Here is a 22,986-nt window from a genome sequence, read left to right as displayed (position 1 = left end):
GCACCGCGCCTTGGAGACCTCCGCGTACAACCCGGATCCCAGGGCGCACCCCGGCCTGCACGCCATCGCCCTGTTCGAGGGCGCCAAGGGTGTGCTGGCCCTGGCCTTCGCCGGCGGATTGCTGGCGCTCGGCCCGGATCGCCTGCGCGAAAGCGTGCAGGCGATCGTCAGCCGCTTCGTTCCCAGCGCCGGTCCCGGCGTGATGGGCCAGTGGCTGGACAAGATCAATCCCGAGTCCGTCCACATCGCGGTGCTGATCATCGCGGTCTACGCCGCCATGCGCCTGCTGGAAGCTTGGGGCCTGTGGCGCGCGCGCGCCTGGGCGTCGTGGCTGGGCTGCATCGGCTCGGCGGCCTACCTGCCGCTGGAGATCCATGCGCTGTATCGCCACCCCGGCTGGCCCACCGCCGCGCTGCTGATCGTCAATCTGGTGATCGTCTGGGTCCTGTGGCGCGACATCCGTCGCCGCAAGACCATTTGACGCACGGCCCGGCCGCTGCGTAGCCTGCGGCAACCCCGCAAAGGTGACTGCATGCGTCGACTCCTGCCGCCGTTCTGCCTGACGCTCGCCCTGGCCGCCTGCCAGCCGGCGACGCCACCGGCCGCAACGGCGCCCGCGCCGACCGATTTCATCTATGCCGAGCTCGACATCGCCGACCTGCAGTCGCGCATGCAATCGGGCGAACTGGACAGTCGTAAGCTCACGCAGGCCTACCTGGACCGCATCGCCGCCGTCGACAAGGCGGGTCCGCAGCTCAACGCCGTCATCGAACTGAATCCCGACGCCCTCAAGGAAGCCGCGCTGCGCGACGTCGAGCGGCGCGCGAACGCCGTGCGCGGGCCATTGCACGGCATCCCGGTGCTGCTGAAGGACAACATCGACGCGGTGCCGATGGCCACCTCCGCCGGCTCGCTGGCGCTGAAGGATTTCCGCCCCGGCCAGGACGCGTTCCTGGTGCGGCGCCTGCGCGAGGCCGGCGCGGTCATCCTGGGCAAGACCAACCTGAGCGAGTGGGCCAATTTCCGTTCCACGCATTCCACCTCGGGCTGGAGCGGACGCGGCGGGCAGACCCGCAACCCCTACGCGCTGGACCGCAATCCCTGTGGATCGAGCTCCGGCAGTGCGGTGGCGGTGTCGGCCAACCTCGCCACCGTCAGTGTCGGCACCGAGACCGACGGCAGCATCCTCTGCCCCGCCGCGATCAACGGCGTCGTCGGCCTCAAGCCGACCGTCGGTCTGGTCAGCCGGCAGGGCATCCTGCCGATCTCGCACAGCCAGGACACCGCCGGCCCCATGGCGCGCAGCGTGTCGGATGCCGCCCTGCTGCTGGCCGCGCTGGCCGGACGGGACGCGGCGGATGCCGCCACCACCCAGGCGACCTGGAACACCACGCTCGACTACAGCGCGCGCCTGCAACCGGGGGGCCTGAAGGGTGCGCGCATCGGCGTCCTGCGCAGCAAGGCCGCGATCCATCCTGACGCTGCCGCTGCGCTCGAGGGCGCGATCCAGGTGATGCGGGAGGCGGGCGCGATCGTCGTCGACGCCGAGATCCCCACCGACGGGCAATGGAATGACGATGAGCTCCAGCTGATGCTGTACGAGTTCAAGCACGGCGTGGAGCGCTACCTGACCGAGCGCAAGGCGCCGCTGACGACGCTGACGCAACTGATTGGCTACAACGAGCAGTACCGGGTGTCCGAAATGCCCTTCTTCGGCCAGGAGCTGTTCGAACAGGCCAATGCCAAGGGCGGCCTGGGCGAAGCGGAGTACATCACCGCACGCAGCCGGGCGCGCCGACTGGCCGGCCCGGAAGGCATCGATGCCGCGCTCAAGGCCCAGCAGCTGGTCGCGCTGATCGCGCCGACCACCGGACCGGCCTGGCTGACCGACCACAAGGCCGGCGACCACTTCCCGGGCGCCGGCTACGGCGCCGCAGCCGTCGCAGGCTACCCCAGCCTGACCGTACCGATGGGCCACAGCGACGGTCTGCCGCTGGGCCTGGTGTTCATCGGGCCGGCATGGAGCGAAGCGCAGCTGATCGCGCTGGGCTACGACTACGAACAACGGACGCGGGCACGCAAGCCGCCCGAGTATTGGCCCACGCTGCCGGCCCGCGCGGCGCGGCGCTGAGGCGATCCCCGCCAATGTGAGCCGTTTTGTGCACCGGAGTGCTTGCAGCGGTAGCGGGTTCATGGCGTCATAACCCCCAACCAGCAGGCGGGGATCACACGCGTGGAGTCAGGCGCGGACCGGGCATCGGAACTGCGGGCGCTCAGTGGATCCGGATCCACCGCCCGAAGGCGGCAGCGCAACCTGAATTCGCTGGCGTGGGGCGTGCTGGTCATTGCCTGCCTGCTGTCCCTATGGACCGGCGTGACCGCCTGGCAACAGGCACGCGAACATGCCCGCGCCCAGTTCGAGGCCCGTGCCGACGTGGTGGCCACGGCCTTGGCCACCCACATGAACGTCTACGAGGACACGGTGCGCGCTGCGGCGGCCGTGCTGGAGAGCCGCCAGGACATCGAACAGGACGGCTTCCTGGCCTTCGTGGAGAAGCTGCAGGTGCCTACCCGCCAATCGGGCGTACATGGGCTGGGTTTCGCCCGGCGCGTGCTGCTGGCGGACCGCGACGCCTACGTCGCCGCGCAGCGCGTGCGGTACGGCGATGCCTTCGCCATCCATCCCGCCGGCGATCGCAGCGAATACGTGGTGATCGACCTGCTGTATCCGGCAGCGCCGGGGATGCGGCCGCTGCTCGGCAAGGACGTGATGACGGAAACCGTGCGCCGCGGCGCCATCGAATCGGCCCGCGACAGCGGCGAACTGGCCGCCGCGCCCCTGGTCGCGCTCGGCGATGCATCAAAGGGCAGCACGGGGCTGGCGGGCTTCCTGCTGTACGCGCCGGTCTACGCCGACCCGGTCGCCGCGCGCGAAAGCGCCGATGCCCGTCGCCGGTTGCTGCGGGGTTTCGCCACCGCCGGGTTCGGCTGGCAGCGCGTGATGGAGGATGCGATCGGCCATGGCGGCGACGGTGAATTCGATCTCCAGTTGCTTGCGCACGACCACGGCAACGAGCCGATCTTCCAGACCCGGGCACTGAAGACCCGCTACGGCGACGAGTGGCAGCCGGCATTCATCGCGCAACGCGAGCTGCACCTGCTGGGCAGCGAATGGCGCCTCGTCCTGAGATCGCCGCCCCTGCGCGAAGCCCTGCCCGGCCTGGCGCCGATCGCGCTGCTGATGCTGTGCGGCATCGGCCTTGGCCTGCTGCTGTTCCTGCTGCTGCACAACCTCGCGCGCACGGAACGTCGCAGCCGCGCTCTGCTGGACGCCGTCGCCGACCACCTGCCTGCCCTGATCGCCTACATCGACGCCAGTGGCCGCTACGGCTACACCAACCGCGCCTGTCGCGCCTGGTCGGGCACGCAGGCCGAATGGAACGAGCGCGACGTCGACGACGTGCATGCGCAGGCGCCGGAGTTCCTGGCCGGGCTCAAGCGCGCCATGGCGGACTGCACGCCGGACCACTGGATCGCCTGGGAGGCCGAACTGGGGAACCCAGCGCGCGCGGTCCATCTGTACCTGGTGCCCGACGTCGAGTCCGGTCGCAAGATCGCTGGCTGGTACCTGATGGGCAACGACATCAGCGAGCAGCGCCAGGCGCACCGCGAACTGGCGATGGCGCGCGACCACCTGAAGCGCGTCACCGACCGCCTGCCCGCGCTGATCGCGCAATTCGACGCGCAGCACCGCCTCGTCTTCCACAACCGCGCCTTCGCCGAGCAGGTCCGCTGGCGCATGCCGCCGCAGCCCGGCCTGCACATGCGCGACCTGTCAGGCGAAGCGGCCTACCTGCGGCGCGCGCCGCACCTCGAGAAGGCACTGTCCGGACGCGATGGCGAGTTCGAGAGCACCATCGTTACGGAAGACGGCACGCGGAGGCTGCACAACTTCTATACGCCCGACATCGACGACACCGGGGCGGTGGGCGGCTTCTTCGTGATGTCCGTCGACATCACCGAGAAGGCGCGGCTGGAAAACGCGCTGCACAACGCCAACGAGCTCGCCGAGGTCACCCTCACGTCGATCAGCGAGGCGGTGATCACGGTAGATGTCGAGAGTCGGGTGACCTACATGAACCCGGCCGCGGAAGGGCTCTGCGGCTGGGGGCTGGAGCAGGCGCTCGATCGCCCGCTCGATCAGGTCGCGCCGCTGTTGCGCATCGAAGCGGGCATGGAGGACGAATTGCATCCGATGGGACAGCCGGGCGACCTGCAGCTGGTGCGCCGGGACGGCAGCCGCATGCTGGTCGAGCGCTCGCTGTCGCCGATCCACGACCGCGACGAGCGCATGGTCGGCACCGTCATGGTGTTGCGCGACATCACCGAGTCCCGCGCGCTCAGCTCGCGCATGACCTATCTCGCGCACCACGACGCGCTGACCGGCCTGCCGAACCGGCTGCAGCTCAACGAACGCCTCGGCGAGGCGATCACCCATGCGACCAACCACGGCAACGGCATCGCCGTGCTGTTCCTGGACCTGGACCTGTTCAAGCACGTCAACGACGCGCTCGGCCATCACACCGGCGACGAGCTGCTGCAGCAGGTGGCGCGGCGCATCCAGCGCAACATCGGCAACCTCGGCACGGTGTACCGTACCGGCGGCGACGAATTCGTGGTGCTGCTGCCCAATATCCTGGCGCGCGATGGGGTGCTGCAGATCGCCGACCGCCTGCTCGCGCTGGGTGGCACCCCGTATACGGTGGCCTCGCACGAACTGCACCAGGCCTTCAGCATCGGCATCAGCCTGTTCCCGGAAGACGGCTACGACGCCGCCACCCTGATGATGCGCGCCGACGCCGCCATGTACCTGGCCAAGCGCAACGGCCGCAACGCCACGCGCTTCTACACGCGCGAGCTGGCCTCCAGCGTGGACGCGCGCATCGAACTGGAGAACAGCCTGCGCCGCAGCCTGCGCAACGGCGACCTCTCGCTGCACTACCAGCCGCAGGTCGACTGCGTCAGCGGGCGTATCGTCGGCGTCGAGGGGCTGGCCCGCTGGCAGCGGGGCGACCGCCTGATGCTGCCGGGCGAGTTCCTGCCCATCGCCGAGGAGACCAATCTCATCGTCGACATCGACCAGTGGGCGATCCGCGCCGCCTGCCGGCAGAACCGGATCTGGCAACAGGCCGGACTTCCGCCGATCCGCGTCTCCGTCAATATCGCCGCGGCCAACTTCGATACCGACGACCTCGTCGATACCGTGGTGGAGGCGCTGCAGGACAGCGGGCTGCCGGCCGAGTTCCTCGAGCTGGAGGTCACCGAGACCACGCTGATGCGCGACGTGCAGCGTACCGACCGCACGCTGCGAGCGTTGAAGGCGCTGGGCGTGCGCATCGCCATCGACGACTTCGGCACCGGCTTCTCCAGCCTCAGCTACTTGGGCAACTACGGGTTCAACGTACTGAAGATCGACCAGTCGTTCGTGCGCGACGTATCCGAATCGAACCAGGCTGCGATCACGCGCGCGATCATCAGCCTCGCCACGCAGCTGCAATGCCGCACGATCGCCGAAGGCGTGGAAACCCCTGAGCAGGCGGCCTGGCTCGCCACCAACGGCTGCGACGAACTGCAGGGCAACTACTTCAGCAAGCCGCTGCCGGCGGCGGACTTCGCGAAACTCTATGCCCGCGGCACGACCTGGGACATTCCGCAGGCGGCGAACGGTGCCGATACGCCGGCACCATAGAGGATCGCCGAGGCCGCGTCAGCGCGCCGCGGGCGCGGCCAGCTGGTTCTGCTTGCGCACGATGCTCATCGCGATCTCCAGCGACTGCTCGTAGTTCAGGCGCGGATCCACGGTGGAGCGGTAGGCCCGCTCGAGGTCCGCATCGGTCAGTTCGCGTGCGCCGCCGGTGCATTCGGTGACGTCCTCGCCGGTCAGCTCCAGGTGCACGCCCCCCAGGCGGGTGCCGGCGGCCGCATGCAGGTCGAACGACTGCTCGACTTCGCTGCGCACGTTGTCGAAGCGGCGCGTCTTGAACCCGTTGCTCGTGCTCTCGGTGTTGCCGTGCATGGGGTCGCAGACCCATAGCACGCGCCGCCCGTCGCGACGCACCGCGTCCAGCAGCGGCGGCAGCTTGTCGGCGATCTGCGAGGCACCCATGCGGTGGATGAAGGTCAGGCGACCGCCCTCGTCTTCCGGATTCAGGACGTCGATCAGCCGCAGCAGCTGGTCCGGCGTGACCGACGGGCCGACCTTGATCGCGATCGGGTTGCGCACGCCACGCAGGTACTCCACGTGCGCACCGTCGACGGCGGCGGTGCGCATGCCGATCCACGGATAGTGCGTGCTGAGGTTGAACCAGCCCCACTGGCGCGGCACCTCGCGGGTCAGCGCTTCCTCGTAGGGCAGCAGCAACGCCTCGTGCGACGTGTAGAAGTCGATGCGGTTGAGGTTGTGCACCTCGGAACCCGACAACGTCTCCATGAACCGCACCGCATCGCCGATCGAGGCGACCATCTGCTGGTACTCGTTCGCCAGCGGCGAATAGCCGACCCAGTTGAGGTTCCAGTACTCGGGGTGGTGCAGGTCGGCGAAGCCGCCATCGATCAGCGCACGCACGAAGTTCATCGTCATGGCCGAGCGCGCATGCGCCTTGATCATGCGCCGCGGATCGGGCACGCGCGCCTCGGCGGTGAACTCCGGCGCATTGACCACGTCGCCTCGGTAGCTCGGCAGCGACACGCCGTCGCGCGTCTCGGTATCCGCCGAACGCGGCTTGGCGTACTGCCCGGCGAAGCGACCGACGCGCACGACCGGCAGGCGCAGCCCGTGCACGAGCACCAGGCTCATCTGCAGCAGCACCTTCAAGCGGTTAGAGATCAGCCCGGACTCGCAGTCGCTGAAGTTCTCGGCGCAGTCGCCGCCCTGCAGCAGGAAGCGCTTGCCTTCCTGCGCTTCGGCCAACTGCTTCTTCAGCGAGAAGATCTCCCACGACGTCACCAGCGGGGGCAGCTGGCGCAGCTCGTCCAGCGCGGATGCCAGCGCGACCGGATCCGGATAGGTCGGCATCTGCATCGCCGGCCGCGCGCGCCAGCTGTCCGGCGCCCACTGGGACGGCAGGGTGACGGCGCGCAGGTTGCGGTCGGACGGATTCATGGTGGACTCCTGGGGGCCCACCATCGTGCCAGATTGGTGCGCCGCGTCAAATCAGCGGAAGGTCGAGGTCCTGCGCGCGCGGAAGCCGATCCAGAGCGCCCAGACCGCCAGCAGCACGAACCAGACCAGGCTCCACATCGGCATGGTCAGGCCGAGGAAGCTCCAGTCGATCGTGCTGCAGTCGCCCTTGGCCGCGAGCACTTTCTGCACGACGCCGAGCCAGGTGTTGTTCTCGATCATGTAGTCCCAGCCGGGACCGCAGCTCGGCATCAGCGGCGGATACAACTGGACCCACACGTGCTTGCCGGCGATGCCGATACCGGTCGCCGCACCGAGGAACGCCAGCACGCCGTACACCTTGCGACCGCCCGGACGGCGGGGCCCATGCAGGGCGCCGAGCAGGAACAGCACGCCCGTCGCGGCGAACGCGAGGCGCTGGAAGATGCAGAACGGACACGGCTCCAGCTGGTGCACGAACTGCACGTAAAGCGCGTACCCGAGCAGGCCCGCGCAGATCGCGAAACCCAGGAAACACTGCGCGCGGAAACTCCAGCGGAGAGAATTCATCGGCACCGGTGGCATGAGGTCTTGCCCGCATTATCCATGCGTCGCGGCCCGCGCGTCACCCTGCGCGACTTTGCCGCACCTGTCGCGACATGCCCGGGTCGCCCGAAAAAACAAAAACCCCGGCATCGGCCGGGGTTTCTGGTGTCCCGCGGGACGCGGGGCTTATTCGGCCGCCGCTTCCGGACGATCGACCAGTTCGACGTACGCCATCGGGGCGTTGTCGCCGGCACGGAAGCCGCACTTCAGGATGCGCAGGTAGCCACCCGGACGCGATTGGTAGCGCGGGCCCAGGGTGGTGAACAGCGTGCCGACGGCTTCCTTATCGCGCAGGCGCGAGAACGCCAGGCGGCGGTTGGCGACGCCATCGATCTTGCCGAGGGTGATGAGCGGCTCGGCGACGCGGCGCAGCTCCTTGGCCTTCGGCAGGGTGGTCTTGATCAGGCCGTGCTTGATCAGCGAGGCGGCCATGTTGCGGAACATCGCTTCGCGATGGGCGCTGGTGCGGTTGAACTTGCGACCGGCTTTCTGGTGGCGCATGGGTTGGATTCCTAAAGAATGGTGGGTCGTTGGATTTCGCTGTCGCCATCCTGGCGTTCGAGCAGTGGACTGCGGGTGGTCCGGACCGGCCATCCTTGACCGGAACGTCGCGGGCCTTCAGGTCCGTCGACGGAGGTGGTGCGGGTAAAGCAAAGAAACTCCCGCGCGAACGCGGGAGTTCCGTGTCACATCATCAGCCGAGCATGCCGTGCTGGGCGACACCGGCCGGCGGCCAGTTCTCCAGCTTCATGCCCAGGGACAGGCCGCGCTGCGCCAGGACTTCCTTGATCTCAGTCAGCGACTTCTTGCCGAGGTTCGGGGTCTTGAGCAGTTCGACTTCCGTCTTCTGGATCAGGTCGCCGATGTAGTAGATGCTCTCGGCCTTCAGGCAGTTGGCCGAACGCACGGTCAGCTCCAGGTCGTCGATCGGGCGCAGCAGCACCGGATCCACGCCGCTGGCAGCCTGCTTCGGCGCGCCGCGGTCGCGGTGCGTGAAGTCACCGAACACCGACAGCTGGTCGCTGAGGATGTCGGCGGCGGTGCGCACGGCTTCCTCGGCGTCGATCGTGCCGTTGGTCTCGATGTCCAGGACCAGCTTGTCCAGGTCGGTGCGCTGCTCGACGCGCGCGGCTTCCACCGCGTACGCGACGCGACGGACCGGCGAGAACGAGGCGTCCAGCACCAGGCGGCCGATCGCACGGGTCTCTTCGTCCGGACGGCGACGGGCGGCGGCCGGCTGGTAGCCGAAACCGCGCTCGATCTTCAGGCGCATGTTCAACGCCGTGTCCTTGGTCAGGTTGCAGATGACCAGTTCCGGATTCAGGATTTCGACGTTGTGGTCGGTCTTGATGTCGCCGGCGGTGACCACGCCCGGGCCCTGCTTGGCCAGGCTCAGCGTGGAGGAGTCGCCGCTGTGGATGCGGATGGCCACATCCTTCAGGTTCAACAGCACTTCCAGCACGTCTTCCTGCATGCCTTCGATGGTGCTGTATTCGTGCAGCACGCCGTCGATCTCGACTTCGGTGATCGCGAAGCCGGGGATCGACGACAGCAGCACGCGGCGCAACGCATTGCCGAGCGTATGGCCGTAACCACGCTCCAGCGGTTCGATGACCACCTTCGCGCGATTGCCGGTCAGGCGCTCGATCTGCGGGCCGCGGGGGCGCAGCACTTGCTGAGTAATACCCGTCATGTTGCTTTGTCTCCTGCGGTCCCCCGGTCGCCCGGGGGTGCGTGAATGAATTACTTCGAGTACAACTCGACGATCAGCGCTTCGTTGATGTCGGCGGGCAGGTCCGAACGCGCCGGAACCGCCTTGAACACGCCGCTGAACTTCTTCGCATCGACTTCGACCCACGACGGGTTCAGGTCGAGCTGTTCGGCAACCGTCAGCGACTCCTGAACGCGGAGCTGCTTCTGGGCCTTCTCGGACAGCGCGATCGCGTCACCGGCCTTGACCTGGTAGGACGGCAGGTTGACCGGCTTGCCATTGACCAGCACGCCACGGTGCGAGACCAACTGGCGGGCGGCCGGACGGGTCACGGCGAAGCCCATGCGGTAGATGACGTTGTCGAGACGGGTTTCCAGCAGCTGCAGCAGGTTCTCGCCGGTGTTGCCCTTCTTGGTCGAGGCCTTCTTGTAGTAGTTGCGGAACTGGCGCTCCAGCAGGCCGTAGATGCGTTTGACCTTCTGCTTCTCGCGCAGCTGGGTGGCGTAGTCGGACAGCTTGCCCTTGCGGGCGGTGGCGCCGTGCTGGCCGGGCTTCTGCTCCAGCTTGCACTTCGAGTCCAGCGCACGGGCCGGGCTCTTGAGCGACAGGTCGGCGCCTTCACGGCGCGCGAGCTTACAGGTAGGACCGATATAACGAGCCATTTCTTATCGCCCCCTTAGACGCGACGCTTTTTCGGCGGACGGCACCCGTTGTGCGGGATCGGCGTCACGTCGATGATGTTGGTGATCTTGTAGCCCACGTTGTTCAACGAACGCACGGCCGACTCACGACCCGGACCCGGGCCCTTGATGCGGACTTCCAGCGACTTCACGCCGTAGTCCAGGGCTGCACGGCCGGCCTTTTCGGCAGCGACCTGCGCCGCGAACGGCGTGGACTTGCGGGAACCGCGGAAACCGGCACCACCCGAGGTCGCCCACGAGAGCGCATTGCCCTGGCGGTCGGTGATGGTGACGATGGTGTTGTTGAAAGAAGCGTGGACGTGGGCGACGCCGTCGGTGATGACGCGCTTGATCTTCTTCTTGACTTTGGCAGCAGCTGGCTTGGCCATGATGGTCGCCCCTTACTTCTTGATGGCTTTGCGCGGACCCTTGCGGGTGCGGGCATTGGTGCGGGTGCGCTGGCCACGCAGCGGCAGGCCGCGACGGTGGCGCAGGCCGCGATAGCAACCCAGGTCCATCAGGCGCTTGATCGCGATGCCGACTTCACGGCGCAGGTCGCCCTCGACCACGTACTTGCCGACTTCGGCGCGCAGGCGCTCGACTTCGGGCTCCGACAGGTCGCGGATCTTGGTGGTCGACGCGACGCCGGCGGCTTCGCAGACCTTCTTCGAACGGGTACGGCCAATGCCGTAGATGCTTTGCAAACCGACCCAGACATGCTTCTGGGCAGGCAGGTTGACACCTGCAATACGCGCCATGACGCGGCTCTCCAACTGTGAGTATTGGCCCGTGTACGGTCATCCCGGGCGGGATTCGCGCAGACAGGCGGAGTGAACTGGAAATTCTAACAAGATCCGGTGTTTACGGGAAGCCCATGCCGGCAGTGCCGACTTCGGACCGGCATGGGGAGTGTGCCCATGCTCCGGCGCCGGAACCCGCCTGGTGCGGGACCGGGGTTTCCCCCTGTCTCGCCCCGCCCGCGCTACTCTGGCGCAGGGACTGGCTGGTTCTCACCCCCGCACCGGATCGCTGCGAGGGCCGCCCATCTAAGTCAGCCGGCCATGACGGCCGGACTGGTGCGGGAAGCCCGCGATTATACCTCAGCCGCGGGGGGCAAGACCGCCCCGCGAGCCACCCTTCAGATTGGCCTTCTTCAACAGGCTCTCGTACTGGTGGGACATCAGGTGCGCCTGGATCTGCGCGATGAAGTCCATCACCACCACCACCACGATCAGCAGCGAGGTGCCGCCGAAGTAGAACGAGGTGCCCAGCTGCGTGCGCATCACTTCCGGCAACAGGCAGACGGCCACCAGGTACATCGAACCGATCGCGGTCAGGCGCGTCAGCACGCCGTCCACGTAGTCAGCCGTCGCCTTGCCCGGACGGATGCCCGGAATCAGCGCGCCCGACTTCTTGAGGTTCTCCGCCGTTTCCTGCGAGTTGAACACCAGCGCCGTATAGAAGAACGCGAAGCCGATGATCATCGCCGCGAACACGATCATGTGCAGCGGCTCGCCCGGTGCCAGCGCATTGGAAATGCGCTGCAGCCACGTGGTCGCGCCACTGTTCTGACCGGACCACATCGCCAGCGTGGCCGGGAAGGCCAGGATGCTGGAGGCGAAGATCGGCGGGATCACGCCGGCCATGTTGAGCTTCAGCGGCAGGAACGAGGTCTGGTTCATGTACGCGTTGCGACCGCCCTGACGGCGCGCGTAGTTCACCGTGATCCGCCGCTGCCCACGTTCCACGAACACCACCAGGAACGTGAAGCCCAACACCACCACCGCAATGATCAGCAGCGAGATGAAGCTCAGCGTGCCGTCGCGGAAAGCACCGACGGTCTGGATGACCGCGCCCGGCAGTCCCGCGACGATGCCCGCGAAAATGATCAGCGAGACGCCGTTGCCGATGCCGCGCTCCGTCACCTGCTCGCCGATCCACATCAGGAAGATGGTGCCTGCGGTCAACGCGACGACAGCGGTCAGCACGAAACCCATGCCTGGCGCGTACACCACCGGCATGCCGCCCGGTGCGACCTGGTTCTGCAGCGCCGTGGCGATGCTGCCGCCCTGCACGATCGCCAGCAGCACGGCGCCGATGCGCGAGTACTGGGTGATCTTGCGGCGACCGGATTCGCCTTCCTTCTGCAGCGCCTTCAGGCTGGGGAAGATGTGCACGCCCAGCTGCATCACGATCGATGCCGAGATGTAGGGCATGACGTTCAGCGCGAAGATGCTGAAACGGTGCAGGGCGCCGCCCGAGAACATGTTGAACATGTCCACGATGCCGCCGCCCTGCGCCTGCATCATCGCAAGCATGGCATCGGGATTGACGCCCGGGACCGGGATGAAACAGCCGATCCGGTAGACGATCAGCGCACCCAGCACGAACAGCAGGCGCTGGCGGAGTTCGGTGAACTTGCCTGCGCCTGCCAGCGCACCGGCGGCATTACCCTGCGCCATGCGTCCGTTACTCCTGCACGCTGCCGCCGGCAGCCTCGATGGCGGCCTTGGCACCGGCCGTGGCGGCCACGCCCTTCAGCACGAACTTCTTGGTCAGTTCGCCCTTCTTGACGATCTTGGCGCGCTTGGCGGTGCTGGGCACCAGCTTGGCGGCACGCAGCGCGGCGAAGTCGATCTCGCCGGCTTCCAGCTTTTCCAGCTGGTACGACAGCACTTCGGCGCAATCCAGCTTCAGCTTGGAGCGGAAGCCGACCTTCGGCAAACGCTTGATCAGCGGCATCTGGCCGCCTTCGAACTTCGCCTTGATCTTGCCCTTGCCGGCGCGCGCGAACGAACCCTTGTGACCGCGACCGGCGGTCTTGCCCAGGCCGGAACCGATACCGCGACCGACGCGGGTGCGTTCGGTGCGGGCGCCGTCGGCGGGCTTCAGTGTGTTGAGACGCATGTTGATTACTCCTCGACCTTGACGAGGTAGTGGACCTTGGCGATCAGGCCGCGCACCTGCGGGCTGTCCTTCAGTTCACGCACATCGTTGAGCTTGTTCAGGCCCAGCGCCTTCACCGACAGGCGGTGACGCGACTGGGAACCACGCAGGCCGCGCACCAGGCGCACCTTGACGGTCTTGTTGGACTCGTTAGCCATTGAGGAGTTCCTCCACCTTCTTGCCGCGCTTGGCCGCAATGCGGGTCGGCGACTGCATGTCGCTCAGGCCCTTCAGCGTGGCGCGGACCAGGTTGATCGGGTTACGCGAACCGACGGCCTTGGCCAGCACGTTCTTCACGCCAACCGCTTCCAGCACCGCACGCATGGCGCCGCCGGCGATCACGCCCGTACCTTCCGAGGCCGGCTGCATGAACACGCGCGCCGCACCGTGGCCGGCCTTCACCGGGTGCCACAACGTACCGTTGTTCAGGTCGACGTTGAGCATGCCCTTGCGGGCGTATTCCATCGACTTCTGGATGGCGACCGGCACTTCGCGCGCCTTGCCGTAGCCGAAACCGATCTTGCCGTTGCCGTCGCCCACCACCGTCAGTGCGGTGAAGGTGAACTGGCGACCGCCCTTGACGGTCTTGCTGACGCGGTTGACCGCGACCAGCTTCTCGATCATGCCGTCGTCGACTTTCTCTTCGCGGTTGCGGTCGCGATCGCGGCCCCGCGGCTGACGTTCTTCTGCCATTGCGTGAATTCCTTGGTTGATGAGGTATGTACGGCTTGGCCGCTTATGGTTGTGGTGTGGAGCGGTGATGCTGCGATCGCTGCAGAAGAGCGGTCGTGCCCGGCGCAGCCCGCGCCGGCAGGACAAGGCATGGGGTCGCCCCCATGCCTTTCGGGATTAGAACTGCAGGCCGCCTTCGCGGGCCGCATCGGCCAGGGCCTTGATGCGGCCGTGGTAGCGGTAGCCCGAACGGTCGAACGCGATCTTCTCGATGCCTTCGGCCTTGGCGCGCTCGGCGATGACCTTGCCCACGCGGGCGGCGGCATCGCTGTTCTTGCCGTTCTTCAGGCCATCCTTCACATCGGCCTGCAGCGTGTTGGCCGACGCGATGACCTTGGAGCCATCGGCGGTGAACAGCTGGGCGTAGATGTGCTGACCGGTACGCAGCACCGACAGGCGCGGCACGCCGAGCTCGCGGATGTGCGCGCGGGTCGACTTGGCGCGACGCAGGCGGGCGGTGTTCTTGATGCTCATGATCTGGTTCCTCGAAGCCGAAAGCCCGGTTAGGCCTTCTTCGCTTCCTTGCGGATGATGGTTTCGTCGGAGTACTTCACGCCCTTGCCCTTGTAGGGTTCCGGCGGACGGAAACCGCGGATCTTGGCGGCGACTTCACCAACGCGCTGCTTGTCGGCGCCCTGCACCAGGATTTCGGTCTGGGTCGGGGTGGCGATGGTGATGCCTTCCGGCGTCTTGAACAGGATCGGGTGGGAGAAACCCAGCGACAGGTTCAGGTCCTTGCCCTGCATCGCGGCGCGGTAACCCACGCCCACCAGCTCGAGCTTGCGCTCGAAACCGTCCGACACGCCCTTGACCATGTTGGCCAGGATCGCGCGGATGGTGCCGGTGATGGCGTCGTCGGCCGGGGTGACCGGCGACAGGTTCACCGTGCCGTTGTCGACATTCAGTTCGACGCCGGCCGGCTTGGCGATGGACAGGGTGCCCTTCGGGCCCTTGACGTTGAGGGTCTCGCCCTGGGCATTCAGTTCGACGCCCTTCGGGAGATTGATCGGCTTCTTGGCTACGCGGGACATGTCTGGGCTCCTTCGCTTAGGCCACGAAGCACAGGACTTCACCACCCACGCCGGCCGCACGGGCCTGCGCATCGGTCATGATGCCCTTCGAGGTGGAGATGATGGCGACGCCGAGGCCACCGAGGACCTTGGGCAGTTCAGCCTTGCCACGGTACTGGCGCAGGCCCGAACGGGACACGCGGCTCAGCTTCTCGATGACGGGCTTGCCTTCGAAGTACTTCAGGACGATTTCGAGCTCGGCCTTGTTGTTCTCGGTCGGCGTCACGCGGACGTCGCCGACATAGCCTTCGGCCTTCAGAACGTTGGCGATCGAGGTCTTGATCTTGGAGGACGGCATCTTCACCGTCGGCTTGCCAACAGCGGCGGCATTGCGAATGCGCACCAGCATGTCGGCGATGGGATCAGTCATGCTCATGAGAGTCTGCCTTATGAGTAGCACCGATATCCGCTTTCGCGAAAATCTTGCGTTGTCCCTGGAAACCCCCAGGCGGGCGGCTGGTTCACCAGCCCTCCCCCGGCCGAGCCGCGGGAGCCGAACATTGTACAACAACAAGTCCGGCATGTGCCGGACTCGTCTTGCCATCCAGGGGGACGCCTGCTTCCGCAGGACCTCCCGGCGTTGTTACCAGCTGGCCTTGCGCAGGCCGGGCACGTCGCCGTTCATGGTGGCCTTGCGCAGCATGTTGCGGCCGAGGCCGAACTTGCGGTACACGCCACGCGAGCGACCGGACAGCTCGCAGCGGTTGCGCTGGCGGCTCGGCGAGGAGTCGCGCGGCAGCTTCTGCAGCTTGACGACCGCGTCGGCCTTCTCTTCGTACGACGCGTTCTGGCTGGAGATGATCTTCTTCAGCGCGTCGCGCTTGGCGGCGTACTGCTTGGCCAGCTTTTCCCGCTTGATGTCGCGGTTGACCATCGAGGTCTTTGCCATGATGTCGTTTTCCTAGCGAATCAGTTGCGGAACGGGAACTTGAACGCTTCGAGCAGCGCCTTGGCTTCGGCGTCGTTCTTGGCGGTCGTCGTGATGGCGATATCCATGCCGCGGATCGCGTCGACGGCGTCGAAGTCGATTTCCGGGAAGATGATCTGTTCCTTCACGCCCATGTTGTAGTTGCCACGGCCGTCGAACGAACGGCCGGACACGCCACGGAAGTCGCGGACGCGCGGCAGCGAGATGCTGATCAGGCGGTCCAGGAATTCGTACATCTTGGCGCGACGCAGGGTGACCTTGCAGCCGATCGGCCAGCCGTCGCGGATCTTGAACGAAGCCACCGACACGCGGGACTTGGTCGTGATCGGCTTCTGGCCGGTGATCTTGGCCAGGTCGGCCACGGCGTTTTCCAGGATCTTCTTGTTGGTCGCCGCTTCACCCACACCCATGTTGATGGTGATCTTGGTGATCTTCGGCACTTCCATCGGATTGGTGTAGCCGAACTTCTTCATCAGAGCCGGCGCCACTTCTTCCTTGTAGATTTTTTCGAGACGAGTGGTCATGTCATTCCTCAGGCGTCGAGCGCCTCACCGCTGGAGCGGAACACACGCAGTTTGCGTCCATCCTCCAGCACCTTGAAACCGATACGCTCGCCCTTGCCCGTTGCCGGGTTGAACAGCGCGACATTGGAGATGTGGATCGAGCGCTCGCTCTCCACCACGCCACCCGCGATACCGGCCTGCGGGTTCGGCTTGGTGTGGCGCTTGACGACATTGACGTTGGAGACGACCACGCGGTCGCCATCCACGCGCACTACGTCGCCCTTCTTGCCCTTGTCCTTGCCGGCGGTGACGACGACCTGGTCGCCCTTCTTGATACGGTTAGCCATTTCTATGTCCTCCGCTCAGAGCACTTCAGGCGCGAGCGAAACGATCTTCATGAACTTCTCGGAACGCAGCTCGCGGGTCACGGGCCCGAAGATACGGGTGCCGATCGGCTCCTGCTTGTTGTTCAGCAGGACGGCGGCGTTGCCATCGAAGCGGATCAGCGAACCGTCGGGACGACGGACGCCCTTGCGAGTACGCACGACCACGGCGTCGTAGACCTCGCCCTTCTTGACCTTGCCGCGCGGGATGGCGTCCTTGACGGTCACCTTGATGATGTCGCCGATGCCGGCATAACGGCGCTTCGAGCCGCCCAGCACCTTGATGCACATCAGTTCTTTGGCGCCGGAGTTGTCGGCTGCGTCAAGGTAGCTCTGCATCTGGATCATGAGTCAGATCTCCTCTTATTCAGCCGCGCGGGTGATGATTTCCACCACGCGCCAGTTCTTGGTCTTGGACATCGGGGCGATCTCGGTCACGCGCACCACGTCGCCTTCCTTGCAGCTGTTGTCCGCGTCGTGCGCGTGCAGCTTGGTGGAACGCTTGATGTACTTGCCGTACAGGGCGTGCTTGACCTGACGCTCCACCAGGATGGTGACCGTCTTGTCCATCTTGTTGCTGACGACGCGGCCTTCGATGGTGCGTTGCGCTTTGTCTTTGTTATCGCTCATCTTGGTCGCTCCTTACTTCTGGCTGCCCAGCAGGGTCTTGACGCGAGCGATCTCGCGGCGGACCCGGCGGGTTTCATGCGTCTTCGGCAGCTGGCCGGTCACCTTCTGCATGCGCAGGGAGAATTGCTCCTTGCGCAGCTCGGTCAGGTGGGCCTTCAGCTCGTCAGCCGATTTCTCGCGGAGTTGCTTGAGTTCCATTAGCGCACCGTCCGGGTCACGAAAGTGGTGGTGACCGACAGCTTGGCCGCGGCCAGGCGGAACGCCTCGCGTGCGATGTCCTCGCTGACGCCTTCGATTTCATAGATCATGCGGCCCGGCTGGATCTGGGCGACCCAGTATTCGACGTTGCCCTTACCGGAACCCATTCGGACTTCGATAGGCTTCTTGGTGATCGGCTTGTCGGGGAACACACGGATCCACATCTTGCCGCCGCGCTTGACGTAGCGGCTGATCGAGCGGCGGGCCGCTTCGATCTGGCGCGCGGTCAGCTGACCGTGCGCCGTGGCCTTCAGGCCGTACTCGCCGAAACTGACGAGGTTGCCGCTCCAGCTCAGGCCTTCGTTACGGCCCTTGTGCATCTTGCGGTACTTGGTTCGCTTGGGTTGCAACATGACTGATTACCTCGCGTCGCGGTCACGAGCCGGGCGCGACGAACGTTCGCTGCGCTCGGGGCGCGCGTCGTCCTGCTTCTCCTGACCCACCTGGCTGAAATCGAAGATTTCGCCCTTGTAGACCCACACCTTGATGCCGATGATGCCGTAGGTGGTCTTCGCCTCGGCAAAACCGTAATCGATGTCGGCACGCAGCGTGTGCAGCGGCACGCGGCCTTCGCGGTACCACTCCGAACGGGCGATTTCCGCACCGTTCAAGCGGCCAGCCACGTTGACCTTGATGCCCAGGGCACCCAGGCGCATCGCATTGCCCACGGCGCGCTTCATGGCGCGGCGGAACATGATGCGACGCTCCAGCTGCTGCGCGATCGATTCGGCCACCAGCTGTGCGTCCAGCTCGGGCTTGCGCACTTCGGTGACGTTGATGTGCGCCGGGACGCCCATCAGGTCGCTCACTTCCTTGCGCAGCTTCTCGATGTCCTCACCGCGCTTGCCGATCACCACGCCCGGACGGGCGGTGTGGATGGTCACGCGGGCGGTCTTGGCCGGACGCTCGATCAGGATCTTGGAAATGCCCGCCTGCGCCAGCTTCTTGCGAAGCATCTCGCGCACCTTGAGGTCCGCGGCGAGGTAGTCGGCGTAGTCGCGCTTGTTGGCGAACCACTTGGAATTCCAGTCCTTGGCGATGCCCAGGCGGATACCGGTCGGATGAACTTTGTGACCCATATTTATTTGCCCTCGCCCACGACCACGGTGATGTGGCTCGTACGCTTCAGAATGCGGGTGCCACGGCCCTTGGCGCGGGCCATGAAACGCTTCAGCATCGGACCTTCGTCGACCATGATGGTCTTGACCTTCAGCTCGTCGACGTCGGCGCCCTGGTTGTTCTCGGCGTTGGCGATGGCGGACTCCACGACCTTCTTGATCAGGTGGGCAGCCTTCTTGTCCGAGAACTTCAGCAGGTTGACGGCGCGTTCGGCGGGCAGGCCGCGCACCTGGTCAGCGACCAGGCGGGCCTTCTGAGGGGAGATGCGCGCGGTGCGCAGGATGGCTTTCGCTTCCATGGTCATCTCTCCTTACTTCTTGCCGCCGGCTTTCTTGTCGCCACCGTGACCCTTGAAGGTACGGGTGACGGCAAATTCGCCGAGCTTGTGGCCGACCATGTTCTCGTTGACCAGCACCGGAACGTGGTTCTTGCCGTTGTGGATGGCGATCGTGAAGCCCACCATTTCCGGCAGGATCATCGAACGGCGCGACCAGGTCTTGATCGGCTTCTTGCTGCCGCCCGCGGCCTCCACCTTCTTGACGAGGTGGTGATCGACGAACGGGCCCTTCTTGAGTGAACGTGCCATGGTCGATTAGCCCCTACGATCGCGGACGATGAATTGCTGCGTGCGCTTGTTCTTGCGCGTCTTGTAACCCTTGGTCGGCACACCCCACGGGGTGACCGGATGCGGGTTGCCCTGGCCGGCCTTCGCCTCACCACCACCGTGCGGGTGGTCGACGGGGTTCATCGCGGCACCGCGGACGGTCGGCTTGACACCGCGCCAGCGCTTCGCACCGGCCTTGCCGAGCTTCTCCAGGCTGTGCTCGTCGTTGCCGACTTCGCCCACCGTGGCGCGGCACTCGACCTGCACCTTGCGCATCTCGCCGGAGCGGAGGCGCAGCGTGGCGAAGCCCTGCTCGCGAGCGACCAGCTGCACGGCGGCGCCGGCGGCGCGGGCGATCTGCGCGCCCTTGCCCGGCTTCAGCTCGATGCCGTGGATCGTCGTACCGACCGGGATGTTGCGCAGCGGCAGCGTGTTGCCGGCCTTGATCGGCGCATCGCTACCGGCGATGACCTGGTCACCGGCCTTCAGGCCCTTGGGGGCGATGATGTAGCGACGCTCGCCATCGACGTAGCACAGCAGCGCGATGTGCGCGGTGCGGTTGGGATCGTATTCGATCCGCTCCACGCGCGCCGGGATGCCTTCCTTGTCGCGCTTGAAGTCGATGAGACGGTAATGCTGCTTGTGGCCACCGCCGATATGGCGGGTGGTGATGCGACCGTGGTGGTTGCGACCGCCGGACTTGCTCTGCTTCTCGAGCAGCGCAGCATGCGGAGCACCCTTGTGCAGGTCGGGCGTCACCACGCGGACCGCCGAACGGCGACCGGGGGAGGTGGGCTTGAATTTCATCAATGGCATGTGGGTCTACCTCAGGCCTTGGCCGACACGTCGATGGCCTGACCATCGGCCAGACGCACGTACGCCTTGCGCCAGTCGCCGCGGCGGCCGGCGCGGTTACGGAAGGACTTGTTCTTGCCCTTGACGTTGACCACGTTGACCGTCTCGACCTTGACGTCGAACAGCTGCTCGACCGCGGCCTTCACATCGGCCTTAGTGGCATCGTTCGAGACTTCGAAGACGTATTGGTTGGAGAGTTCCTGCAGGCGCACGGTCTTTTCGGAGACGCGCGGAGCACGCAGCACGGCAAAAATCTTTTCGTTGCTGATCATGCCAGCCACTCCTCGATCTTCTTGACGGCGTCGGCCGTGATCAGCACGGAGTCGGCACCGACCAGCGCCGCCGGGTCCAGGCCCTGCACGTCGCGCACTTCCACGTAGGGAAGGTTGCGGGCGGACAGGTACAGGTGCTCGGAAGCATCCTCGGTGACGATCAGCGGGCGACGACCCAGGTCCAGGCCCTTCAGCTTCTCGACCAGTGCGCTGGTCTTGGTGGCGTCCACGTCGAACGCTTCCACGACCTTCAGGCGGTTCTGGCGGTTGAGCTCGGACAGGATCGAGCTGATGGCCGCGCGGTACATCTTGCGATTGACCTTCTGCGCGAAGCTGCGCGGCTTGGCCGCGAAGGTCACGCCGCCGCCGACGAAGATCGGCGCGGTCAGGGCGCCGTGGCGAGCACCGCCACCCTTCTGCTTCTTGGACTTCTTGGTGGTGCCGTTCACTTCGGCGCGGGTCTTCTGCGCCTTGGTGCCGGCACGACCGGCGTTGCGGTAGGCAACGACGACCTGGTGAACCAGATCTTCGCTGAATTCGCGGCCGAACACGTCGTCGGAGACCGACAGCTTGTTGGCGCTACCTGTAATGGCTAGTTCCATGGTCGTTCTCCTCAACCCTTGCTCGCCGGACGCACGATCACGTCGCCACCCGGCGCACCCGGCACGGCGCCGCGAACGGCGATCAGGCCGCGCTCGGCGTCCACGCGGACGACTTCCAGGTTCTGCGTGCTCTGCTGCACGGCACCCATGTGGCCCGACATCTTCTTGCCCGGGAACACGCGACCCGGCGTCTGACGCTGACCCAGCGAACCCGGCGCGCGGTGCGACAGCGAGTTACCGTGGGTGGCGTCGCCCATGCGGAAGTTCCAGCGCTTGATGGTGCCCTGGAAGCCCTTGCCCTTGGTGACGCCCTGGACGTCGACGATCTGGCCGACTTCGAAGATGTCGGCCTTGATCTCGCCGCCGACGGTGAAGTCGCCCAGCTTGTCGGCTTCCACGCGCAGCTCCCACAGGCCACGACCGGCTTCGACCTTGGCCTTGGCCAGATGACCGGCGACCGGCTTGGTGACGAGCGAGGCGCGACGCGTTCCCACGGCGACCTGCACGGCGCTGTAGCCGTCGGCTTCCGGGGTCTTGATCTGGGTGATGCGGTTCGGGGTTGCTTCGATCAGCGTTACCGGGATGGACTTGCCATCTTCGGTGAACACGCGGGTCATGCCAGCCTTGCGGCCGACGAGACCCAACGAATATTTCTTCGCGGTCATGGTCGTGGGCCTCAGGTCAGCTTGATCTGCACATCGACGCCAGCCGCGAGCTCGAGCTTCATCAGCGCGTCCACGGTCTTGTCGTTGGGGTCGACGATATCGAGCACGCGCTTGTGCGTGCGGGTTTCGTACTGGTCACGCGCGTCCTTGTCGACGTGCGGGGAAACCAGGATGGTGTAGCGCTCGATCTTGGTCGGCAGCGGGATCGGGCCGCGCACTTGCGCGCCGGTCCGCTTGGCCGTTTCGACGATCTCGCTGGCCGAGCGGTCGATCAGACGATGATCGTACGCCTTGAGCCGGATTCGGATCTTTTGGTCCGCCATGACGGTGTTCCTTCGTTAAAGAGCGACGGGCGCGGCCTCTGGGATGCCTTGCCCCGGTTAGTCCAAGCTGTTCCAGCTCCCCACCGGCCGCGTTAACTCCACGGACGGAAAGCGCCGGATCGGCTGGGGAATCTTCCTGAAAAACTAGGCGAGCCGGTAAACCGGCCCGCCCAGACATGAAAGTATAGGACGCGTGACATGTCCCGTCAACCACCGGGATGCCCTGCCCCGCCCGAAGGCCTGCAGGAAGGCACGCGACACTCCGTGTCTGGCGAACACGAGGCGCTTCCTGCACCTCTTTTCGCGGTAAGAACCAGCGGCCTCCCAGGGGGCGCTGGCGGATCATGCGATTCCTCTCGGGCCAAGCGACCGTCAAGGGGCGCGCATGATAACGCAGGTTCTGCTGTTTTGCAGCATTCTTCGGCGTCGAACGCGAGGATTTCTGCAAAAAAGAGGCGGACCGGAGTTTCCGGTCCGCCCTTGTCGCTTCGTCAGGCACTGGATCCCCGCATTCGCGGGGATGACGGCCTGACGAAGCCGGACGGGCTGGCCCGTCCGGGTCAGGACGTCACTTGATGATCTTGGCCACCACGCCGGCGCCGACGGTACGGCCGCCTTCGCGGATCGCGAAACGCAGGCCTTCGTCCATCGCCACCGGGTTGATCAGGGTGACCACCATCTTCACGTTGTCGCCCGGCATCACCATCTCCACGCCTTCCGGCAGGGTCACGGCGCCCGTGATGTCGGTGGTGCGGAAGTAGAACTGCGGACGGTAACCCTTGAAGAACGGGGTGTGGCGGCCGCCTTCGTCCTTGCTCAGCACGTAGACTTCGGCTTCGAACTCGGTGTGCGGGGTGATCGAACCCGGCTTGGCCAGCACCTGGCCACGCTCCACGTCGTCACGCTTGGTGCCGCGCAGCAGCAGACCGGCGTCGGCGTT

The 22,986-nt window shown here is 65.9% G+C and carries 33 protein-coding genes; 3 read left to right on the top strand and 30 right to left on the bottom strand.

Going from position 1 to position 22,986, the window contains the following annotated elements; translation table 11 throughout:
- The first annotated feature begins 10 nt into the window (after nt 1-10).
- The 3 genes from AC04MD_RS00165 to AC04MD_RS00155 all read left to right on the top strand — a co-directional run bounded on the left by AC04MD_RS00165 (nt 11) and on the right by AC04MD_RS00155 (nt 5,749).
- Nucleotides 11-481, top strand: coding sequence for a DUF2127 domain-containing protein (locus AC04MD_RS00165; RefSeq protein WP_475495323.1), 471 nt, complete (start codon nt 11-13; stop codon nt 479-481).
- A 51-nt stretch (nt 482-532) separates the two neighbouring features.
- The gene (locus tag AC04MD_RS00160; RefSeq protein ID WP_475495322.1) at nt 533-2,131 is read left to right on the top strand and encodes an amidase; all 1,599 of its coding nucleotides are present in this window, start codon (nt 533-535) and stop codon (nt 2,129-2,131) included.
- A gap of 102 nt (nt 2,132-2,233) precedes the next feature.
- Nucleotides 2,234-5,749 carry a bifunctional diguanylate cyclase/phosphodiesterase gene (locus tag AC04MD_RS00155; RefSeq protein ID WP_475495321.1) on the top strand — a complete coding sequence of 1,172 codons (3,516 nt, stop codon included), beginning with the start codon at nt 2,234-2,236 and terminating at the stop codon, nt 5,747-5,749.
- 18 nt (nt 5,750-5,767) lie between these two features.
- Here the strand turns inward: AC04MD_RS00155 and AC04MD_RS00150 are convergent, their stop codons facing one another.
- The 30 genes from AC04MD_RS00150 to AC04MD_RS00005 all read right to left on the bottom strand — a co-directional run.
- On the bottom strand, nt 5,768-7,162 hold the full coding sequence (locus tag AC04MD_RS00150; protein ID WP_475495320.1) for a class II 3-deoxy-7-phosphoheptulonate synthase: 1,395 nt from the start codon (nt 7,160-7,162) through the stop codon (nt 5,768-5,770).
- Between the two features lie 51 nt (nt 7,163-7,213).
- Nucleotides 7,214-7,729: a disulfide bond formation protein B gene (locus AC04MD_RS00145; protein WP_475495319.1), complete on the bottom strand. Its 516-nt coding sequence runs from the start codon at nt 7,727-7,729 to the stop codon at nt 7,214-7,216.
- Nucleotides 7,730-7,891: 162 nt separating this feature from the next.
- On the bottom strand, nt 7,892-8,266 hold the full coding sequence (rplQ, locus tag AC04MD_RS00140; protein WP_142124587.1) for a 50S ribosomal protein L17: 375 nt from the start codon (nt 8,264-8,266) through the stop codon (nt 7,892-7,894).
- 193 nt (nt 8,267-8,459) lie between these two features.
- Nucleotides 8,460-9,458, bottom strand: a complete 999-nt coding sequence (locus AC04MD_RS00135) for a DNA-directed RNA polymerase subunit alpha (RefSeq protein ID WP_056878832.1) — start codon at nt 9,456-9,458, stop codon at nt 8,460-8,462.
- A gap of 50 nt (nt 9,459-9,508) precedes the next feature.
- On the bottom strand, nt 9,509-10,138 hold the full coding sequence (gene rpsD, locus AC04MD_RS00130) for a 30S ribosomal protein S4 (RefSeq protein WP_055941309.1): 630 nt from the start codon (nt 10,136-10,138) through the stop codon (nt 9,509-9,511).
- A gap of 14 nt (nt 10,139-10,152) precedes the next feature.
- Complete coding sequence (gene rpsK, locus AC04MD_RS00125) at nt 10,153-10,545, bottom strand: 30S ribosomal protein S11 (RefSeq protein WP_055941307.1); 393 nt, start codon at nt 10,543-10,545, stop codon at nt 10,153-10,155.
- A gap of 12 nt (nt 10,546-10,557) precedes the next feature.
- Nucleotides 10,558-10,914, bottom strand: a complete 357-nt coding sequence (rpsM, locus tag AC04MD_RS00120) for a 30S ribosomal protein S13 (protein ID WP_055943298.1) — start codon at nt 10,912-10,914, stop codon at nt 10,558-10,560.
- Nucleotides 10,915-11,256: 342 nt separating this feature from the next.
- On the bottom strand, nt 11,257-12,618 hold the full coding sequence (secY, locus tag AC04MD_RS00115) for a preprotein translocase subunit SecY (protein ID WP_464747867.1): 1,362 nt from the start codon (nt 12,616-12,618) through the stop codon (nt 11,257-11,259).
- Nucleotides 12,619-12,625: 7 nt separating this feature from the next.
- Nucleotides 12,626-13,069: a 50S ribosomal protein L15 gene (gene rplO, locus AC04MD_RS00110; RefSeq protein ID WP_082563251.1), complete on the bottom strand. Its 444-nt coding sequence runs from the start codon at nt 13,067-13,069 to the stop codon at nt 12,626-12,628.
- Nucleotides 13,069-13,260: a 50S ribosomal protein L30 gene (rpmD, locus tag AC04MD_RS00105; RefSeq protein ID WP_055941302.1), complete on the bottom strand. Its 192-nt coding sequence runs from the start codon at nt 13,258-13,260 to the stop codon at nt 13,069-13,071. Before rpmD ends, rplO begins: the two co-directional genes overlap by 1 nt.
- On the bottom strand, nt 13,253-13,795 hold the full coding sequence (gene rpsE, locus AC04MD_RS00100) for a 30S ribosomal protein S5 (protein ID WP_055941300.1): 543 nt from the start codon (nt 13,793-13,795) through the stop codon (nt 13,253-13,255). The genes rpmD and rpsE overlap by 8 nt, the downstream gene beginning before the upstream one ends.
- A gap of 156 nt (nt 13,796-13,951) precedes the next feature.
- Nucleotides 13,952-14,308 (bottom strand): 50S ribosomal protein L18, encoded by a 357-nt coding sequence (rplR, locus tag AC04MD_RS00095; RefSeq protein ID WP_055941298.1) that lies wholly within the window; start codon nt 14,306-14,308, stop codon nt 13,952-13,954.
- A 29-nt stretch (nt 14,309-14,337) separates the two neighbouring features.
- Nucleotides 14,338-14,865: a 50S ribosomal protein L6 gene (gene rplF, locus AC04MD_RS00090; RefSeq protein WP_192201780.1), complete on the bottom strand. Its 528-nt coding sequence runs from the start codon at nt 14,863-14,865 to the stop codon at nt 14,338-14,340.
- A 16-nt stretch (nt 14,866-14,881) separates the two neighbouring features.
- On the bottom strand, nt 14,882-15,280 hold the full coding sequence (gene rpsH, locus AC04MD_RS00085) for a 30S ribosomal protein S8 (RefSeq protein ID WP_310164347.1): 399 nt from the start codon (nt 15,278-15,280) through the stop codon (nt 14,882-14,884).
- 207 nt (nt 15,281-15,487) lie between these two features.
- Nucleotides 15,488-15,793 carry a 30S ribosomal protein S14 gene (gene rpsN, locus AC04MD_RS00080; protein WP_062352415.1) on the bottom strand — a complete coding sequence of 102 codons (306 nt, stop codon included), beginning with the start codon at nt 15,791-15,793 and terminating at the stop codon, nt 15,488-15,490.
- 20 nt (nt 15,794-15,813) lie between these two features.
- On the bottom strand, nt 15,814-16,356 hold the full coding sequence (rplE, locus tag AC04MD_RS00075; RefSeq protein ID WP_055941290.1) for a 50S ribosomal protein L5: 543 nt from the start codon (nt 16,354-16,356) through the stop codon (nt 15,814-15,816).
- An 8-nt stretch (nt 16,357-16,364) separates the two neighbouring features.
- Nucleotides 16,365-16,682, bottom strand: a complete 318-nt coding sequence (rplX, locus tag AC04MD_RS00070; protein ID WP_162338026.1) for a 50S ribosomal protein L24 — start codon at nt 16,680-16,682, stop codon at nt 16,365-16,367.
- A 15-nt stretch (nt 16,683-16,697) separates the two neighbouring features.
- Nucleotides 16,698-17,066 carry a 50S ribosomal protein L14 gene (gene rplN, locus AC04MD_RS00065; RefSeq protein WP_013535986.1) on the bottom strand — a complete coding sequence of 123 codons (369 nt, stop codon included), beginning with the start codon at nt 17,064-17,066 and terminating at the stop codon, nt 16,698-16,700.
- A 15-nt stretch (nt 17,067-17,081) separates the two neighbouring features.
- On the bottom strand, nt 17,082-17,348 hold the full coding sequence (gene rpsQ, locus AC04MD_RS00060) for a 30S ribosomal protein S17 (RefSeq protein ID WP_055941286.1): 267 nt from the start codon (nt 17,346-17,348) through the stop codon (nt 17,082-17,084).
- A gap of 12 nt (nt 17,349-17,360) precedes the next feature.
- Nucleotides 17,361-17,546, bottom strand: a complete 186-nt coding sequence (gene rpmC / locus AC04MD_RS00055; protein WP_055941284.1) for a 50S ribosomal protein L29 — start codon at nt 17,544-17,546, stop codon at nt 17,361-17,363.
- Nucleotides 17,546-17,959: a 50S ribosomal protein L16 gene (gene rplP / locus AC04MD_RS00050; RefSeq protein WP_055941282.1), complete on the bottom strand. Its 414-nt coding sequence runs from the start codon at nt 17,957-17,959 to the stop codon at nt 17,546-17,548. The genes rpmC and rplP overlap by 1 nt, the downstream gene beginning before the upstream one ends.
- Before the next feature lie 6 nt (nt 17,960-17,965).
- Nucleotides 17,966-18,685 carry a 30S ribosomal protein S3 gene (gene rpsC, locus AC04MD_RS00045; RefSeq protein WP_475495318.1) on the bottom strand — a complete coding sequence of 240 codons (720 nt, stop codon included), beginning with the start codon at nt 18,683-18,685 and terminating at the stop codon, nt 17,966-17,968.
- A 2-nt stretch (nt 18,686-18,687) separates the two neighbouring features.
- Nucleotides 18,688-19,023 carry a 50S ribosomal protein L22 gene (gene rplV, locus AC04MD_RS00040; RefSeq protein ID WP_055943295.1) on the bottom strand — a complete coding sequence of 112 codons (336 nt, stop codon included), beginning with the start codon at nt 19,021-19,023 and terminating at the stop codon, nt 18,688-18,690.
- A gap of 12 nt (nt 19,024-19,035) precedes the next feature.
- Nucleotides 19,036-19,311, bottom strand: coding sequence for a 30S ribosomal protein S19 (rpsS, locus tag AC04MD_RS00035; RefSeq protein WP_055941277.1), 276 nt, complete (start codon nt 19,309-19,311; stop codon nt 19,036-19,038).
- 6 nt (nt 19,312-19,317) lie between these two features.
- Entirely contained in the window at nt 19,318-20,145 is an 828-nt protein-coding gene (gene rplB / locus AC04MD_RS00030) for a 50S ribosomal protein L2 (protein WP_056878819.1), read from the bottom strand.
- A gap of 11 nt (nt 20,146-20,156) precedes the next feature.
- Nucleotides 20,157-20,456, bottom strand: coding sequence for a 50S ribosomal protein L23 (rplW, locus tag AC04MD_RS00025; protein ID WP_055941273.1), 300 nt, complete (start codon nt 20,454-20,456; stop codon nt 20,157-20,159).
- Nucleotides 20,453-21,058, bottom strand: coding sequence for a 50S ribosomal protein L4 (gene rplD / locus AC04MD_RS00020; protein WP_192272441.1), 606 nt, complete (start codon nt 21,056-21,058; stop codon nt 20,453-20,455). Before rplD ends, rplW begins: the two co-directional genes overlap by 4 nt.
- Nucleotides 21,059-21,069: 11 nt before the next feature.
- A complete protein-coding gene (gene rplC, locus AC04MD_RS00015) occupies nt 21,070-21,723 on the bottom strand; it encodes a 50S ribosomal protein L3 (protein ID WP_093296342.1) in 654 nt (217 codons plus the stop codon).
- 11 nt (nt 21,724-21,734) lie between these two features.
- A complete protein-coding gene (gene rpsJ / locus AC04MD_RS00010; RefSeq protein ID WP_027070119.1) occupies nt 21,735-22,046 on the bottom strand; it encodes a 30S ribosomal protein S10 in 312 nt (103 codons plus the stop codon).
- 568 nt (nt 22,047-22,614) lie between these two features.
- On the bottom strand, nt 22,615-22,986 hold a 372-nt coding region (locus tag AC04MD_RS00005; RefSeq protein ID WP_475495317.1), incomplete at its 5' end, for an EF-Tu C-terminal domain-related protein.

It is taken from the genome of Pseudoxanthomonas sp. LjRoot206 (assembly GCF_056175725.1).
This window is presented reverse-complemented; position numbering and strand designations above follow the sequence as displayed.

Excerpts from the sequence above, each read along its gene's own strand:
- rpsH (WP_310164347.1), bottom strand. The coding sequence starts at position 15,280 with ATGAGCATGACTGATCCCATCGCCGACATGCTGGTGCGCATTCGCAAT.
- rpsN (WP_062352415.1), bottom strand. The coding sequence starts at position 15,793 with ATGGCAAAGACCTCGATGGTCAACCGCGACATCAAGCGGGAAAAGCTG.
- rplC (WP_093296342.1), bottom strand. The coding sequence starts at position 21,723 with ATGACCGCGAAGAAATATTCGTTGGGTCTCGTCGGCCGCAAGGCTGGC.
- AC04MD_RS00145 (WP_475495319.1), bottom strand. The coding sequence starts at position 7,729 with ATGAATTCTCTCCGCTGGAGTTTCCGCGCGCAGTGTTTCCTGGGTTTC.
- rpmD (WP_055941302.1), bottom strand. The coding sequence starts at position 13,260 with ATGGCTAACGAGTCCAACAAGACCGTCAAGGTGCGCCTGGTGCGCGGC.
- rpsM (WP_055943298.1), bottom strand. The coding sequence starts at position 10,914 with ATGGCGCGTATTGCAGGTGTCAACCTGCCTGCCCAGAAGCATGTCTGG.
- rplW (WP_055941273.1), bottom strand. The coding sequence starts at position 20,456 with ATGATCAGCAACGAAAAGATTTTTGCCGTGCTGCGTGCTCCGCGCGTC.
- AC04MD_RS00135 (WP_056878832.1), bottom strand. The coding sequence starts at position 9,458 with ATGACGGGTATTACTCAGCAAGTGCTGCGCCCCCGCGGCCCGCAGATC.
- rplP (WP_055941282.1), bottom strand. The coding sequence starts at position 17,959 with ATGTTGCAACCCAAGCGAACCAAGTACCGCAAGATGCACAAGGGCCGT.
- AC04MD_RS00150 (WP_475495320.1), bottom strand. The coding sequence starts at position 7,162 with ATGAATCCGTCCGACCGCAACCTGCGCGCCGTCACCCTGCCGTCCCAG.
- rpsD (WP_055941309.1), bottom strand. The coding sequence starts at position 10,138 with ATGGCTCGTTATATCGGTCCTACCTGTAAGCTCGCGCGCCGTGAAGGC.
- rpsE (WP_055941300.1), bottom strand. The coding sequence starts at position 13,795 with ATGGCAGAAGAACGTCAGCCGCGGGGCCGCGATCGCGACCGCAACCGC.
- rplN (WP_013535986.1), bottom strand. The coding sequence starts at position 17,066 with ATGATCCAGATGCAGAGCTACCTTGACGCAGCCGACAACTCCGGCGCC.
- rplV (WP_055943295.1), bottom strand. The coding sequence starts at position 19,023 with ATGGAAGCGAAAGCCATCCTGCGCACCGCGCGCATCTCCCCTCAGAAG.
- rpsC (WP_475495318.1), bottom strand. The coding sequence starts at position 18,685 with ATGGGTCACAAAGTTCATCCGACCGGTATCCGCCTGGGCATCGCCAAG.
- secY (WP_464747867.1), bottom strand. The coding sequence starts at position 12,618 with ATGGCGCAGGGTAATGCCGCCGGTGCGCTGGCAGGCGCAGGCAAGTTC.
- rplD (WP_192272441.1), bottom strand. The coding sequence starts at position 21,058 with ATGGAACTAGCCATTACAGGTAGCGCCAACAAGCTGTCGGTCTCCGAC.
- AC04MD_RS00160 (WP_475495322.1), top strand. The coding sequence starts at position 533 with ATGCGTCGACTCCTGCCGCCGTTCTGCCTGACGCTCGCCCTGGCCGCC.
- rplQ (WP_142124587.1), bottom strand. The coding sequence starts at position 8,266 with ATGCGCCACCAGAAAGCCGGTCGCAAGTTCAACCGCACCAGCGCCCAT.
- rplB (WP_056878819.1), bottom strand. The coding sequence starts at position 20,145 with ATGCCATTGATGAAATTCAAGCCCACCTCCCCCGGTCGCCGTTCGGCG.
- rpsK (WP_055941307.1), bottom strand. The coding sequence starts at position 10,545 with ATGGCCAAGCCAGCTGCTGCCAAAGTCAAGAAGAAGATCAAGCGCGTC.
- rplR (WP_055941298.1), bottom strand. The coding sequence starts at position 14,308 with ATGAGCATCAAGAACACCGCCCGCCTGCGTCGCGCCAAGTCGACCCGC.
- rpsQ (WP_055941286.1), bottom strand. The coding sequence starts at position 17,348 with ATGAGCGATAACAAAGACAAAGCGCAACGCACCATCGAAGGCCGCGTC.
- rpsS (WP_055941277.1), bottom strand. The coding sequence starts at position 19,311 with ATGGCACGTTCACTCAAGAAGGGCCCGTTCGTCGATCACCACCTCGTC.
- rpmC (WP_055941284.1), bottom strand. The coding sequence starts at position 17,546 with ATGGAACTCAAGCAACTCCGCGAGAAATCGGCTGACGAGCTGAAGGCC.
- rplX (WP_162338026.1), bottom strand. The coding sequence starts at position 16,682 with ATGGCTAACCGTATCAAGAAGGGCGACCAGGTCGTCGTCACCGCCGGC.
- rpsJ (WP_027070119.1), bottom strand. The coding sequence starts at position 22,046 with ATGGCGGACCAAAAGATCCGAATCCGGCTCAAGGCGTACGATCATCGT.
- rplF (WP_192201780.1), bottom strand. The coding sequence starts at position 14,865 with ATGTCCCGCGTAGCCAAGAAGCCGATCAATCTCCCGAAGGGCGTCGAA.
- rplE (WP_055941290.1), bottom strand. The coding sequence starts at position 16,356 with ATGACCACTCGTCTCGAAAAAATCTACAAGGAAGAAGTGGCGCCGGCT.